The organism is Chromobacterium sp. LK11, from assembly GCF_001043705.1.
Taxonomy (GTDB): Bacteria; Pseudomonadota; Gammaproteobacteria; order Burkholderiales; family Chromobacteriaceae; genus Chromobacterium; species Chromobacterium alkanivorans.
In genome coordinates this window covers 15,582-29,054 of sequence record NZ_LDUR01000022.1, presented here as the reverse complement: position 1 = coordinate 29,054, position 13,473 = coordinate 15,582, and the positions used below count along the sequence as shown (strand labels likewise).

12 protein-coding genes are annotated in these 13,473 nt (G+C 70.2%); 9 read left to right on the top strand and 3 right to left on the bottom strand.

The genetic code is table 11. The features are described 5' to 3' along the window. Positions 1–4: 4 nt before the first annotated feature. The 3 genes from nirD to VK98_RS14265 all read left to right on the top strand — a co-directional run bounded on the left by nirD (position 5) and on the right by VK98_RS14265 (position 3,905). Positions 5–334: a nitrite reductase small subunit NirD gene (gene nirD, locus VK98_RS14275; RefSeq protein WP_082159031.1), complete on the top strand. Its 330-nt coding sequence runs from the start codon at positions 5–7 to the stop codon at positions 332–334. Positions 335–350: 16 nt separating this feature from the next. Then, positions 351–3,044, top strand: coding sequence for a nitrate reductase (locus VK98_RS14270; protein ID WP_048414678.1), 2,694 nt, complete (start codon positions 351–353; stop codon positions 3,042–3,044). Positions 3,045–3,113: 69 nt separating this feature from the next. After that, entirely contained in the window at positions 3,114–3,905 is a 792-nt protein-coding gene (locus tag VK98_RS14265; protein WP_156187880.1) for a transporter substrate-binding domain-containing protein, read from the top strand. Between the two features lies 1 nt (position 3,906). On the opposite strand, the gene VK98_RS14260 is transcribed toward VK98_RS14265, so the two are convergent. Further along, complete coding sequence (locus tag VK98_RS14260) at positions 3,907–4,695, bottom strand: DinB family protein (protein ID WP_048414677.1); 789 nt, start codon at positions 4,693–4,695, stop codon at positions 3,907–3,909. A 208-nt stretch (positions 4,696–4,903) separates the two neighbouring features. Here VK98_RS14260 and VK98_RS24440 point away from each other — a divergent pair, with 208 nt between their 5' ends. After that, on the top strand, positions 4,904–6,013 hold the full coding sequence (locus VK98_RS24440; RefSeq protein ID WP_048414676.1) for a methyl-accepting chemotaxis protein: 1,110 nt from the start codon (positions 4,904–4,906) through the stop codon (positions 6,011–6,013). Further along, positions 6,006–6,470, top strand: a complete 465-nt coding sequence (locus tag VK98_RS14250) for a GNAT family N-acetyltransferase (RefSeq protein WP_048414675.1) — start codon at positions 6,006–6,008, stop codon at positions 6,468–6,470. The genes VK98_RS24440 and VK98_RS14250 overlap by 8 nt, the downstream gene beginning before the upstream one ends. A gap of 10 nt (positions 6,471–6,480) precedes the next feature. On the opposite strand, the gene VK98_RS14245 is transcribed toward VK98_RS14250, so the two are convergent. Then, positions 6,481–6,915: an anti-virulence regulator CigR family protein gene (locus VK98_RS14245; RefSeq protein ID WP_048414674.1), complete on the bottom strand. Its 435-nt coding sequence runs from the start codon at positions 6,913–6,915 to the stop codon at positions 6,481–6,483. Between the two features lie 143 nt (positions 6,916–7,058). Between VK98_RS14245 and VK98_RS14240 the strand changes: the two genes are divergently transcribed. From VK98_RS14240 to VK98_RS14230, 3 genes are read left to right on the top strand one after another with little or no spacing between them, the layout of a single operon-like run. Continuing rightward, complete coding sequence (locus VK98_RS14240; protein WP_048414698.1) at positions 7,059–7,988, top strand: chromate resistance protein ChrB domain-containing protein; 930 nt, start codon at positions 7,059–7,061, stop codon at positions 7,986–7,988. Positions 7,989–7,990: 2 nt separating this feature from the next. Next, positions 7,991–9,337, top strand: coding sequence for a chromate efflux transporter (chrA, locus tag VK98_RS14235; protein WP_048414673.1), 1,347 nt, complete (start codon positions 7,991–7,993; stop codon positions 9,335–9,337). A 32-nt stretch (positions 9,338–9,369) separates the two neighbouring features. Beyond that, positions 9,370–10,560 (top strand): MFS transporter, encoded by a 1,191-nt coding sequence (locus VK98_RS14230; protein ID WP_048414672.1) that lies wholly within the window; start codon positions 9,370–9,372, stop codon positions 10,558–10,560. A gap of 46 nt (positions 10,561–10,606) precedes the next feature. Here VK98_RS14230 and VK98_RS14225 read toward each other — a convergent pair whose 3' ends face one another. After that, complete coding sequence (locus tag VK98_RS14225; protein ID WP_048414671.1) at positions 10,607–11,509, bottom strand: LysR family transcriptional regulator; 903 nt, start codon at positions 11,507–11,509, stop codon at positions 10,607–10,609. A 155-nt stretch (positions 11,510–11,664) separates the two neighbouring features. Between VK98_RS14225 and VK98_RS14220 the strand changes: the two genes are divergently transcribed. Then, complete coding sequence (locus tag VK98_RS14220) at positions 11,665–13,392, top strand: acyl-CoA dehydrogenase family protein (RefSeq protein ID WP_048414670.1); 1,728 nt, start codon at positions 11,665–11,667, stop codon at positions 13,390–13,392. Positions 13,393–13,473 lie beyond the last annotated feature (81 nt).

The following is a 13,473-nucleotide window of genomic DNA, read 5'->3' as shown; positions in this document are numbered from 1 at the left end:
CGCCATGGACGCCATCCCCCACCCCTCCTCCCGCTGGCTGCGCGTGTGCGCGCTGGACGACATCCCGCTGCTGGGCAGCCGCGTGCTGGCGCGCGACGGCGGCGACATCGCCCTGTTCCGGCCGCAGCCGCAACAGGTGTTCGCGCTGCTGGACCGCTGCCCGCACCAGGGCGGCCCCTTGAGCCAGGGCCTGGTGCACGGCGCGGCGGTCACCTGTCCGCTGCACGGCTGGACCCTCAATCTGGAAGACGGCGAAGCGCAGGCGCCGGACCGCGGCTGCGCGCGGCGCTTCCCGGTCAGCCTGCGCGACGGCGACGTCTATCTGCAACTGTGAACCCGGGGACAAAGCCATGAGCACCACTCCCTCCACCTGCTGTTACTGCGGCGTCGGCTGCGGCGTGCTGATCCACAGCGACGGCGCGCGCATCACCGGCGTGGAAGGCGACCCGGCCCACCCGGCCAACCACGGCCGGCTGTGCAGCAAGGGCCTGGCGCTGGCGGACAGCTGCGCCAGCCTGTCCGGCCGCGCGCTGCACCCCGAGCTGCGGCTGAGCCGCGACGCCGCGCGCCGGCGCGTGGACTGGGACTGCGCGCTGGACACCGTGGCCGAACGGCTGGCCGGCGTCATCCGCCGCCACGGTCCGGACGCGGTGGCGGTCTACGCCTCCGGCCAGCTGCTGACCGAGGACTATTATCTGTTCAACAAGCTGACCAAGGGCCTGATCGGCAGCAACAACATCGACACCAATTCCCGGCTGTGCATGTCCAGCGCGGTCAGCGGCTACAAGCTGGCGCTGGGCGCCGACGGCCCGCCCACCTGTTATCAAGACCTGGAGCTGGCCGACTGCGTGCTGCTGGCCGGCAGCAATATGGCCTACGCCCACCCGGTGCTGTTCCGCCGGCTGGAGGCGGCCAAGGCGGCGCGGCCGGACAGCAAGTGGATCGTGGTCGACCCGCGCCGCACCGACACCGCCGCGCTGGCGGACCTGCATCTGCAGATCCAGCCCGGCAGCGACGTGGCGCTGTTCAACGGCATGCTGCACCACCTGATTTGGGAAGGCTTGATCGACGAGGGCTACATCGCCGCCCACACCGAGGGCTTCGACGCGCTCAAGCGCCTGCTGCGCGACTATTCGCCGCGCCAGGCCGCCGGCCTGTGCGGCATCGCCGAGGCCGATCTGACCGCCGCCGCCGAATGGTTCGGCCGCAGCCCGGCCAGCCTGTCGCTGTACTGCATGGGCCTGAACCAGTCCAGCCACGGCACCGCCAAGAACCTGGCGCTGATCAATCTGCACCTGGCCGCCGGCCAGATCGGCCGCCCCGGCGCCGGCCCCTTCTCGCTGACCGGCCAGCCCAACGCCATGGGCGGCCGCGAAGTGGGCGGCATGGCCACCATGCTGGCCGCCCACCGCGACATCGCCAATCCGCAACACCGCGCCGAAGTGGCCGCCCACTGGGGCCTGCCGCCGGAACGGCTCTCCGACCGCCCCGGCCTGCCGGCCATCGCGCTGTTCGACGCGCTCAAGGCCGGCCGGGTCAAGGCGGTGTGGATAGTCTGCACCAATCCCGCCCACTCGCTGCCGGACCTGGAACAGGCGCGCCAGGCGCTGGCCCAGGCCGAATTCGTCATCGTTCAGGACGCCTACGCCGACACCGACACCGCCGCCTGCGCCGACGCGCTGCTGCCGGCCGCCAGCTGGGGTGAAAAAGAAGGCACGGTCACCAACTCCGAACGCCGCGTCAGCCGGGTGCGCGCCGCCGCGCCGCCGCCGGGCGAGGCCCGCGCCGACGGCTGGATCGCCGCCGAAGTGGGCCGCCGGCTGGAACGACTGCTGTATCCGGACGCGCCCAGCCTGTTCCGCGACTGCGAGCCGGCGGCGGTGTTCGCCGAGCACGCGGCGCTGACCGCCGGCCGCGACCTGGACCTCAGCGGCCTCAGCCACGCACTGCTGGAGCGGGACGGCCCGCAGCAATGGCCGTTCCCGGCCGGCGCCGCTGGCGGCCAGGCGCGGCGTTACCAAGACGGCCGCTTCCCCACCGCCAGCGGCCGCGCGCAATTCCACGCCACGCCCTACCGCCCGCCGGCGGACGCGGTCAACGCCCACTATCCCTTCCGCCTGCTCACCGGCCGGCTGCGCGACCAATGGCACGGCATGAGCCGCAGCGGCCGGGTGGCGCGGCTGTTTTCCCACGCGCCGGAACCGACGCTGGACATGCACCCGGCCGACGCCGCCCGCCGCGGCCTCCAGGCCGGCGAACTGGTCAAGGTGGAAAGCCGGCGCGGCGGCCTGGTGCTGCCGCTGGCGCTGAGCGAGGACTTGCCCGGCGGCTGCGTGTTCGCCGCCATGCACTGGAGCGGCCAGCACCTCGACAGCGGCGGCGTCAACCAGGCCTGTTCGCCGGCGGTGGACCCGCAATCCTTCCAGCCCGAACTCAAGCACGCCGCGGTGCGGGTGGAGCGCGCCGAACTGCCGTGGCGGGTGCGCGCCGCCAGCCGCCACCCTGACCTGCCGGCGCTGCGCGCCCGGCTGCAGCCCTTGCTGGCCGGCTGCGGCTACGCCGCGCTCAGCTTGCGGCCGCCTGACATCCTGGTGCTGAGCGCCGCCCACGCCCAGCCGCGGCCGGACTGGCTGAGCGAACTGGCCTGGCTGCTGGAGCTGGACGGCGGCCCGCAGCTGCAAAGCTTCAGCGACGCGCGGCGCGGGCTGGAACAACGCATCGCCTGGCGCGACGACGCGCCCTGGGCCTTCGTCTTCGCCGGCGGACAGGACGACGGCGCGCGGCTGCTGGCCGCGATGCAAAGCGGCAAGCCCTGGCCCGGCAGCCGGCTCAGCGCGCTGCTCCCCGACATCGCCGCCGCTCCCGCCGCCGCGCGCATCGTCTGCAACTGCCTGCAAGTGGACGCCGAGCGCATCCGGGCGGCCATCGCCGCCGGCGCTGACCTGGCCGGACTCAAGGGGCAACTGGGCTGCGGCGGCGTCTGCGGCTCCTGCCTGCCCGAACTCAAACGCATGCTGGCGCGACAGACGGAACGGGAATATTGAAACCCCCGCGCGGAACGCTATGCTAGGGAGGTCCGGCGCTGTTACCCTCTGCGCAGGCGATAGCGATGGGTGCTTGGATTGGGCTGGAAACAGATATGGCGGCTGGCCGCGCTGGCCGCGCTGACCACGCAGGCGGCGGCGGCCGCGACGACGCTGGACATGGTCTACGGCGCGGTGGCCTCGGACCCGTATATGAGCGGCGAAGGCGATCAGACGCCGCCCCACCCCGGCGCGGTGGTGGAGATGGCGCAGGCGGCGGCCAAGGGCTGCCGGGTAGCCCTCAAATTGTCGCGGCTGCCGGGCAAGCGCCTGCTCACCGAGATGCAGCACGATCAGCACGACGCCGCCTTCATGTTTTCCCACAACAAGGAACGCGAAGCCTATTTCGACTACCCGATGCAAGGCGGCGAGCCGGACCCGCGCTACCGGCTGACCACGCTGGCCTACTCCTTGTACGCGCTGAAAAGCGCGCCGCCGGCCTGGAACGGCGACAATCTGCCGGCGCTGGGCGCCATCGGCGTCAACGCCGGCTGGTCCATCGCCGACGATCTGCGCGCCAAGGGCGCCCGGGTGGAAGCCGCCAAGGACAGCGAGATGAATTTCCGCAAGCTGCAGGCGCGCCACATCACCGCCTACGCCACGCAAAACCACATCGGCGACCGCTATGTGGAAGAACATCCGCAAGCCGGCGTCGTCCGCCTGCAGCCGCCGCTGTCGCGCAAGGACTACTACCTGGTGTTCGGCAAACGCTGGCACCGGGACAATCCGGCGCTGGCGCGCTGCCTGTGGCAGCAGATCGGCAAGCTGCGCGAAACCTTGCTGCCCGCGCTGCTGCGCCAGCCCTGGTATCTCCAGCCCTGAGTCAGTCCGGCAAGCCGCCCAATTCCGCCGTCAACTCCTCCACCTCCAGCAAGTGGGCGCGGTCGTGTTGCAGCATGTCCTCGGCCAGATCCTCCAGACTCATCCGCCGCTCGCCGCCGAACAGGCAAAGCCGCCCGCGCTGAGCCGGCTCCGCGCCGGCCAAGGCGGCGAGCAAATGCCGCCGCCCGGCCACAAAATCATCCAGCGCCGCTGACCCGTCCTGCTCCAGATACGCCAGTTCGAGCGACATCTCGTTGCCGTCGACCGAGGCGATCTCCGGCATCTCCTCGGCCAGCACCCGCGCCACCCGTTGGCAATATATCCGGTCCAGATCGCGCAGGTGGCAGGCATGCTCGACCGCGGCGAAATCGATGCCGTCCGGCCGCCGCCGCCAGTCCGCGGCCGGAATCGCGCGCAGCGCCGCCGCCAACTGGGCCGGCATCGTCCGCAGCGCTTCCAGCCGCTGCGCCCAATCCAGCTGTTGCGGCATGGCCGACCACACCACCCCGTATGTGAAGTAGCCGCCCGGCACCCGGCCGCGCGGCCGCAACACCTGATGATGATGGCGGCGCATCACCTCCGCCACCATCGCGCCGCAAAACTGGCGCGCGCTGGCGTCCGCCTCCACCTCGGGAAACAGCTGGCGCACATCATGGACGATGGCCGCCACCGCCGGCACCTCGGCGCGCGACAAGGCCGCGTATTCCACATAACGTTGCGGCGTATCGATCAAGGCCTCCAGCTGGCGGCCCAGCGCTTGCTCTCGAAAAGCATCGAAACGGGAATGCATAACCACCCCTTTAGTAACGTATCAAAATGATACCTTAGTAAGCGGCAAGATCATTGTCAACCCTGATTTTTGTCATAACCATCCACATTTAAACAAGACAAATGATTGCAGATTCATGACAGCATTCGGATAATGCTAAACGTTTATTTAAAATCACCCGGCGACATGCAAGTTCGTCCGTCCCGGCCGGCGTCACAAGGAGATAGAAATGGGGTTCTGGAACAAGGCCGATACCGCGCGACAACAAGCGGAATTGTTGCAATGCAGGCAGGAAGCGGAACAACTGCGCACGGAACTGCGCCACACTCGCTCCCGCGCCGACGAAGCGGAAAACCAGCTGGCGCAGAGCCAGGCCAAAAACCAGGAACTGCGCGGACTGATCGCCAATCTGTCCGCCTTCGCCCAATCGATGACCGACACCCAACAATCGCTGGCCACCCTCTCCAGCGTGATGAGCCAGGAAAAAGACCGCGCCGTCGCCGCCCAGGGCATCTCGCTGCATAGCCGCCAATCCATAGACCAGATCGCCGCCGACCTGTCCAAGCTGGCCGGCGCCTCGCAAGGCGCGGCGGAAAAAGTGGGGGAGCTGGACGCCCGCGCCCAGGAGGTGGGCGGCATCGTGCAATTGATCCGCGATATCGCCGACCAGACCAACCTCTTGGCGCTGAACGCGGCGATCGAAGCCGCGCGCGCCGGCGAGCAGGGTCGCGGCTTCGCCGTGGTGGCCGACGAAGTGCGCAAGCTGGCCGAACGCACCGCCACCGCCACCGCCGACATCGCCAAGCTGGTGGAGCAGATCCGCGGCGACAGCGCCGGCAGCCGCAGCCAGATGGAGCAATTGGCGGAACAAGCCGCCGGTTTCAGCCAGGACGGCGAGGCCGCCGCCGGCACCATGAAGCAATTGCTGGACATGTCCACCAGCATGGAAGGCAGCATCGCCGCCTCCGCGCTGCGCGGTTTCTGCGAACTGGCCAAGATGGACCACCTGATCTACAAATTCCGCGTCTACCAGGTGATGTTCGGCCTGTCGGACGAAGACATCGGCCACTTCGGCTCGCACCAGCACTGCCGCTTCGGCAAGTGGTATTACGAGGGCGAAGGCCGCGCCAGCTTCGCCCACCTGCCCGGCTTCCGCGAGATAGAAGCGCCGCACGCCAAGGTGCACACCGCCGCGCTGGACGCGCTGCGCGCCCACGCCGACGGCGACAGTCGGGCCGCGGTGGAGCATGTGGCGGCGATGGAAGCCGCCAGCCTACAAGTGCTGGCCGGGCTGGAACACATGGCCGGCGCCGGCGCGGCGGAACCGCGCCGTGGCTGAGGCCGAGTTTGTCATCCGCCCGCTGCAAGCCGGCGACCACGCCGGCTGGCTGCCCTTATGGCGCGACTACAACGCCTTCTACGGCCGCGTAGGCGCAACCGCGCTGCCCGAGGAGGTGGACCGGGAAACCTGGCGCCGACTACTCGCGCCGGCGGAACCGGTGCACGGGCTGGCCGCGGTCGCCAACGGCGCGCTGCTGGGCATCGCCCACCTGCTCTACCACCGCAGCACCATCCAGATCCAGGACAGCGCCTATCTGCAAGACCTGTACGTGGCGCCGGCGGCCAGAGGCGGCGGCGTCGCCCGCGCGCTGCTGCGGGCGGCGGCGGAACGGGCGCGCGCGGACGGCGCCGCCACGCTGTACTGGCGCACCGCCAGCGACAACCTGGTCGCGCGCCGCTTGTACGATCAGGTGGCCGAGCTGGCGGACGCGGTAATCTACCGCCAGGCCCTGTGAGTCGATAGGCTCAGCGCAGCACGTCCAGCAAAATATCCGCGATCAAGCCGCTGGCCGCCACCAGGACCAGGTCCGCGCCCACCGCCCGCCACTCATAGCCGGGATGGCGCGGCAGCTGGCTCAGCAAGGGCGCCGGCAATACCTGCTTGGCGATGCCGGGAGGCAGCGGCTTGCCGCGCGCCAGACGCTTGCGCATGCCGGGCGGCAGCGATTTATAGCCGGTCACCCCGGAATCCAAGGCCAGCCTGCGCGCGGCGGCGGCGCTGATGCCCGCCGCCACCAAATCCCTGTCCGTCCGCGCCGGCGACGCCTCCCTGTCTTTGTCCTTGTGCTTGCCCTGCCCCTGGCCATGCCCCTGGCCCTTGCCTTCCGGCGGATTGGCCAATACCGGCGCGGCCAAGGCCGCCGCCAGCAACAAGGCCGACCATTGCTTCCATCGCTGCATCTTCGTCTCCCGTCTAGTTGAGCCCGACTTACATTATCGACCAAGCCCCGGCAAAGCTTGAACCCAAACTCGCCAGCTTCGCCAGATTAAATATATTGATCGCTACACAATTGTAGAATACTCTACAAAAAATGGAGCGCATCATGGACTGGCTGCTGCTGATCACCTCTTTGCCCACCGAAAACGCCACCGCGCGCATGCGCGCCTGGCGCGCCTTGAAAGCCTGCGGCTCCGCCGCGCTGCGCGACGGCGCCTATCTGTTGCCCGGCAGCAACGCTCGGCTGCAGCAATTGGAAGCCATCGCCTCCGACATTCAGCAGCACGGCGGCGTCGCCCGGCTGCTGGCCTGCCGGCCGCTGGACGGCAGCGACTTTCCGCCGCTGTTCCAGCGCGACGCCGATTACCAGCAACTGCGGCAAGACATTGAGGAACAACGGCGCGGCCTGGACCCGGACAACGCAGCCGAAAGGCTGAAGCAATGGCGACGGCTGGGCAAGGCGCTGGCCGGCATCGCCGCCGTCGACTTCTTCCCCGGCGCCGGCCAGCAACAGGCGCAGGCCGCGCTGCAACAACTGGAAGCCGCCATCCAGCAACAGCTGTCTCCCGGCGAACCCCATAGCCAACAAATGGCCATTCCGCGCCGCGCCGTCGCCGAACACCAGGGCCGGGTCTGGGCCACCCGCCGCCGCCCCTGGGTGGACCGGCTGGCCTCGGCCTGGCTGATCCGCCGCTTCATCGACCCGCAGGCGCGCATCCTGTGGCTGGCCGCGCCCGGCGACTGCCCGCCGGACGCGCTGGGTTTCGACTTCGACGGCGCCGCCTTCACCCATGTCGGCGACAAGGTCAGTTTCGAAGTGCTGCTGGCCAGCTTCGGCCTGGACGCGCCGCCGCTGCGGCGGCTGGCGGAGCTGGTCCACTATCTGGACGTGGGCGGCGCGGCGCCGCCGGAAGCCAGCGGCGTGGAAACCGTGCTGGCCGGCCTGCGCGCCGCGCTGAGCGACGACGACCAGCTGCTGGCAGCCGCCTCCACGATCTGGGACGGCTTGTATCAACAGTTCTCCAAGGAAGCCTGAAGATGCCGCCCGACCACACCCCCGCCGCGCCCGCTCCGGTCGGCTTCCGGCAAGCGCTGCGTTTCTGGCTCAAGCTCGGCCTGATCAGCTTCGGCGGCCCGGCCGGGCAGATCGCCATCATGCACCAGGAGCTGGTGGAGCGCCGGCGCTGGATTTCCGAACGCCGCTTCCTGCACGCGCTGAACTACTGCATGCTGCTGCCCGGGCCGGAAGCGCAGCAGCTGGCCACCTATATCGGCTGGCTGCTGCACCGCGGCTGGGGCGGCGTCGCCGCCGGCGCGCTGTTCGTGCTGCCGTCCTTTTTCCTGCTGGTGCTGCTGTCCTGGGTCTATATCGCCTACGGCCACCTGGCCTGGATCGCCGGCCTGTTCTACGGCGTCAAGCCGGCGGTGGTCGCCATCGTGGCCCAGGCAGCCTGGCGCATCGGCAAGCGCACGCTGAAACATCCGTGGCTGTGGGGCGTGGCGCTGGCCTCGCTGGGCGCCATCGCGCTGTGGCAAACGCCGTTCCCGCTGATCGTGCTGGCGGCGGCCTTGATCGGCGCGCTGGCCGGCCGGCTGCGGCCGCGCTGGTTCCAGGCCGGCGGCCACGGCGGCGCGGACGCGCATTACGGCCCGGCGCTGATCGACGACCACACCCCACCGCCGGCCCACGCCCGCTTCTCCTGGTTCCGGCTGGGCCGCGCCGCGCTGGCCGGCCTGCTGCTGTGGAGCTTGCCGATGGCCTTGCTGACCGCCGTCTGCGGCTGGCACGGCGGCTACACCCAGATGGGCTGGTTCTTCACCAAGGCCGCCTTGCTGACCTTCGGCGGCGCTTACGCGGTGCTGCCCTATGTCTACCAGGGCGCGGTGGCCCATTACGGCTGGCTGAGCGCCGGCCAGATGCTGGACGGCCTGGCGCTGGGCGAAACCACGCCGGGGCCGCTGATCATGGTGGTGGCCTTCGTCGGCTTCGTCGGCGGCTACGCCAAGGCGCTGCTGGGCCCGGAGCAGCTGTTCCTGGCCGGCGCGCTGGCCGCGGCGCTGGTCACCTGGTTCACCTTCCTGCCCTCCTTCGTCTTCATCCTGGCCGGCGGCCCGCTGATCGAACACAGCCATGGCCAAATCCGGCTGACCGCGCCGCTGACCGCCGTCACCGCCGCCGTGGTCGGGGTCATCGTCAACCTCGCCCTGTTCTTCGGCTGGCACGTGCTGTGGCCGCAGGGCTGGCGCGGCGGCGTGGACTGGGCTGCCGCCGTCATCGCCGCGCTGGCGGCCTGGGCGCTGCTGCAACGACAAGTCAAAGTGATGCCGGTGATCGCCGGCGCGGCGCTGGCCGGCCTGCTGCTCAGCCTGTGGCGCCTGCCGTGAACGGATTCCCACATCGAGAAAGGCCTACCCGCATGCAGCCCCGCATCCCCGCCACCATCTGGGCCCTGGGCCTGGTCAGCCTGTGCATGGACATGTCCTCCGAGATCATCCACGCGCTGCTGCCGGTATTCCTGGTCTCCACCCTGGGCGTCAGCGCGCTGACCCTGGGCGTCATCGAAGGCCTGGCTCAGGCCACCGCGCTGATCCTGCGCGTGTTCTCCGGCGCCATCAGCGATTACTGGGGCCGGCGCAAGGGCTTGCTGCTGCTGGGCTACGGCCTGGCGGCGCTGAGCAAGCCCTTGTTCCCGCTGGCCCACAGCGCCGAAACCGTGCTGGCCGCGCGGCTGATGGACCGCGTGGGCAAGGGCATACGCGGCGCGCCGCGCGACGCGCTGGTGGCCGAAGTCGCCCCGCCGGCCATCCGCGGCGCCTGTTTCGGCCTGCGCCAGTCCATGGACACCTGCGGCGCCTTCGCCGGGCCGCTGCTGGGCATCGCGCTGATGTTCTGGCTGGCGGACGACATCCAGCAAGTGCTGTGGTGGGCCTGCCTGCCGGCCTTGCTGGCGGTGCTGCTGCTGGCGGCCGGCGTCCGCGAGCCGGACGGCGGCGAACGCAAACCCTTCCGCTCACCGCTGCGCCTGGCGCTGCTGCGCCGCTTCTCCGGCCGCTACTGGTGGGTGGTCACCATCGGCGCGCTGTTCACCCTGGCCCGCTTCAGCGAGGCCTTTCTGGTGCTGCTGGCGCAGCGCCACGGCCTGCCGCTGAGCTGGCTGCCGCTGGTGATGGTGGTGATGAGCCTGGTCTACGCGCTCACCGCCTACCCGGTGGGCGTGCTGGCGGACCGCTGCAGCAAAAGCGCGCTGCTGGCCGTCGGCCTGCTGATCCTGATCCTGGCCGACGCCACGCTGGCGCTGTCCGGCTCCGTCGCCGTCACCCTGGCCGGCATCGCCTTGTGGGGGCTGCACCTGGGTTTCACCCAGGGCCTGCTGGCCACGCTGGTGGCGGAGGAAACCCCGGCCGACATGAAGGGCACCGCCTTCGGCCTGTTCAATCTGGTCAGCGGCCTGTGCCTGCTGCTGGCCAGCGTGTTGGCCGGCTGGATGTGGGACCGCCACGGCAGCGCCAGCACCTTCGTTGCCGGCGGCGCGCTGGCGACCACGGCCTTGGCCGCCACGCTGTGGTGGCATTGCCGGGAGCGGCGGCAAGCCAGCCTGGCCACTTGAGAAGTTTTGCGGGATGAACGGCCGCCAAGGCCTGGTAAACCGCCGCTCAGGCCGGATCCCGCGCCGCGGCCTGGGCCTCCATCGCGCCGGCGATCGCCGCGATCAGGCGCTGCGCCGCCGGATCGGCCTGCCGCCGCCAGATGCACAGGGATTCCGAAAACGCCTGCGCGCCGGCCAACGGCAACCAAACCGCGCGCGGCGCGGCGGCGCGCAGCGAGGCCGGCGCCAGCGCCACCCCCATACTCGCCTCCACCAGTTGGGTGACGCTGTGCCAGTGGCGCGGCTCGTGCCGGATCCGCGGGCTGAAGCCCGCCGCCACGCACAGGGCCACGATCCGGTCGTGGTAATGGGTGGACAAGGCGCGCGGGAACAGGATGAAGTCCTCGTCCCGCAAACCTTCCAGACGCACCGTCCGTCCGCCGGCCAGCGGATGCCCCGGCGGCAGACAGCACAGAAACGGCTCCCGCGGCAGCTCCAGCCGGGAGAGCTCGCCGGGCAGCGCGCCGGCATGGATCAGGCCGACGTCGATCTGCTCGCGCGCCACCGCGCGTATCTGCTCCTCGGTGTTCATCTCGCACAATTCCACCTCCACCTCCGGCGCCTGCCGCTGGAAGACACGCACGCCCTCGGGCAGGCCGCGCGACAACATGGCGCTGACAAAGCCGAGCCGCAGCCGGCCCGCCAGCCCCCGGCCGGCGCGCGCGGCGATGTCGGCCACCTCCTCCGCCCGCCTCAGCAACTGCCGCGCCTCCCGGTACAGCACCGCGCCGGCGGCGGTCAGCGCCACCGTCTTGTTGTCGCGCTCGAACAGCAGCGCGCCGATCTCCCGCTCCAGCTGCCGGATGGTCAGGCTCAGCGGCGGCTGGGAAATATGCAGCCGCAAGGCGGCGCGGCCGAAATGCAGCTCCTCCGCCACCGCCACGAAATAGCGCAATTGCCGTAGATCCACGTCCTCGCCTCCCTCGCCCGCCGCCGTCCATCGATAGTTTCCCGGTATCGCATCAGCCAAAAACAGTATTTCCGGCCTGGCTCCATTATGCCGACAATGGCCGCCATCTCCCCCTGCCCGCGGCTCCGCTGCCGCGGCCCCCATCGAGGCCCATCATGTCCACAGACTCGCGCGCGATACCGGACCGCCACGGCGGCAACCTCTTCCTCTGCGACCCTTCGCTGGCCGGCCTGCTGCGGCTTTATCTGCCGCAAGACCTGTACCGCCACCTGGAACCGCGGCTGATCGCGCTGGGCGCCGAGGCCGGCGGCCGCCTCGACGAGCTGGCGCTCGCGGCCGACAAGCATCCGCCCACCTTGCAAGCGCGCAGCCGCGCCGGGGAGGACAGCCAGCGCATAGACAAGCACCCGGCCTACGTCGAACTGGAAAAGCTGGCCTTTTCCGAATACGGCCTGGCGGCGATGAGCCACCGCGCCGGCGTGCTGGACTGGCCGGAGCGCCTGCCGCGGCTGGCCAAATACGCGTTCACCTATCTGCTGGTGCAGGCGGAGTTCGGCCTGTGCTGCCCGCTGAGCATGACAGACTCGCTGACCAGCACCCTGCTGGAGCACGGCGACGCGGCGCTGGCGGAACAGTATCTGCCGGCGCTGCTGACCCAGGACTTCGCGCGGCTGAGCCAGGGCGCGATGTTCATCACCGAACAAGGCGCCGGCTCCGACGTGTCGCGAGTGGAAACCCGGGCCTATCGGCAGGACGGCGGCTGGCGGCTGGAAGGCGAGAAATGGTTCTGCTCCAACCCGGACGCCGGGCTGGCCATGGTGCTGGCCCATGTCGACGGCGCGCCGCCCGGCTTCAAGGGCCTGGGGCTGTTCCTGCTGCCGCGCCGGCTGCCAGACGGCCGGCTCAACCATTACCGCATCGTCAGGCTCAAGGACAAGCTGGGCAGCCGCTCCATGGCCAGCGGCGAAATCCGGCTGGAAGGCGCCCTCGCCCATCTGGTGGGCGAAGTGGGCCGCGGCTTCCAGCAAATGGCCACCATGATCAATCTGTCGCGGCTGTCCAACGGCGTGCGCGCCGCCGGCCTGATGCGTCGGGCGCTGACCGAGGCGCTGCACACCGCCCGCCATCGCCGGGCCTTCGGCCGCGCGCTGATCGAGATGCCCTTGATACAGCGCAGCCTGATCAAGATGCTGCTGCCCGCCGAACAGGCGCGCTCGATGTTCCTGCACCTGGCCGCCTGCGCGGACCGGGCCCAGGCCGGCGACGCCGAGGCCGCGCAGCTGAGCCGCATCCTCACCCCGCTGATCAAGTTCCGCGCCTGCCGCGACGCGCGCCAGGTGACCCAGGACGGCATGGAAATCCGCGGCGGCTGCGGCTACATCGAGGAATGGTCAGACCCGCGCGTCGTGCGCGACGCGATGCTGGGCTCCATCTGGGAGGGCACCAGCAATATCGTGGCGCTGGACGTGGCGCGCGCCGCGCGCCGCAACGGCGCCCTGCCGGTGCTGCAACACTATCTGGCGCGGCTGCTGAGCGAGTCCGAACTGCCCGCCGCCTCGCAAGCGGCGCTGGGCCACGCGCTCGGCCGCGCGGCCGGCTTCGCCGCCGCCAGTTTCGCCGCCGCCGACGACGTGGACGTCCGCCGCGCCGCCAGCGCGCTCTACCACATCGCCAGCGCGGTGTTCATGGCCTGGGAAAGCGCCCGCGCCGCGGACGGCGACCATCGCCGGCTGGCCCTGGCCCATCTGGCCTTGCGCTACCGGCTGCAGCCGCGCGACCCGCTGGCGGCCCGCGACGGCGACGCGCAGCTGGAACTGACGCGCCGCCTGCTGGACGACGCTCCGATCAGCCAGGGCGAGGCGCTGGCCGCCTTGCCGATCTGAGAACCTGTTCAATGTCTGCCACGCCTCGGCCATGGACAAACGCCAGACCATGCGGTCAAATACGCCATCATAAAAACAGCA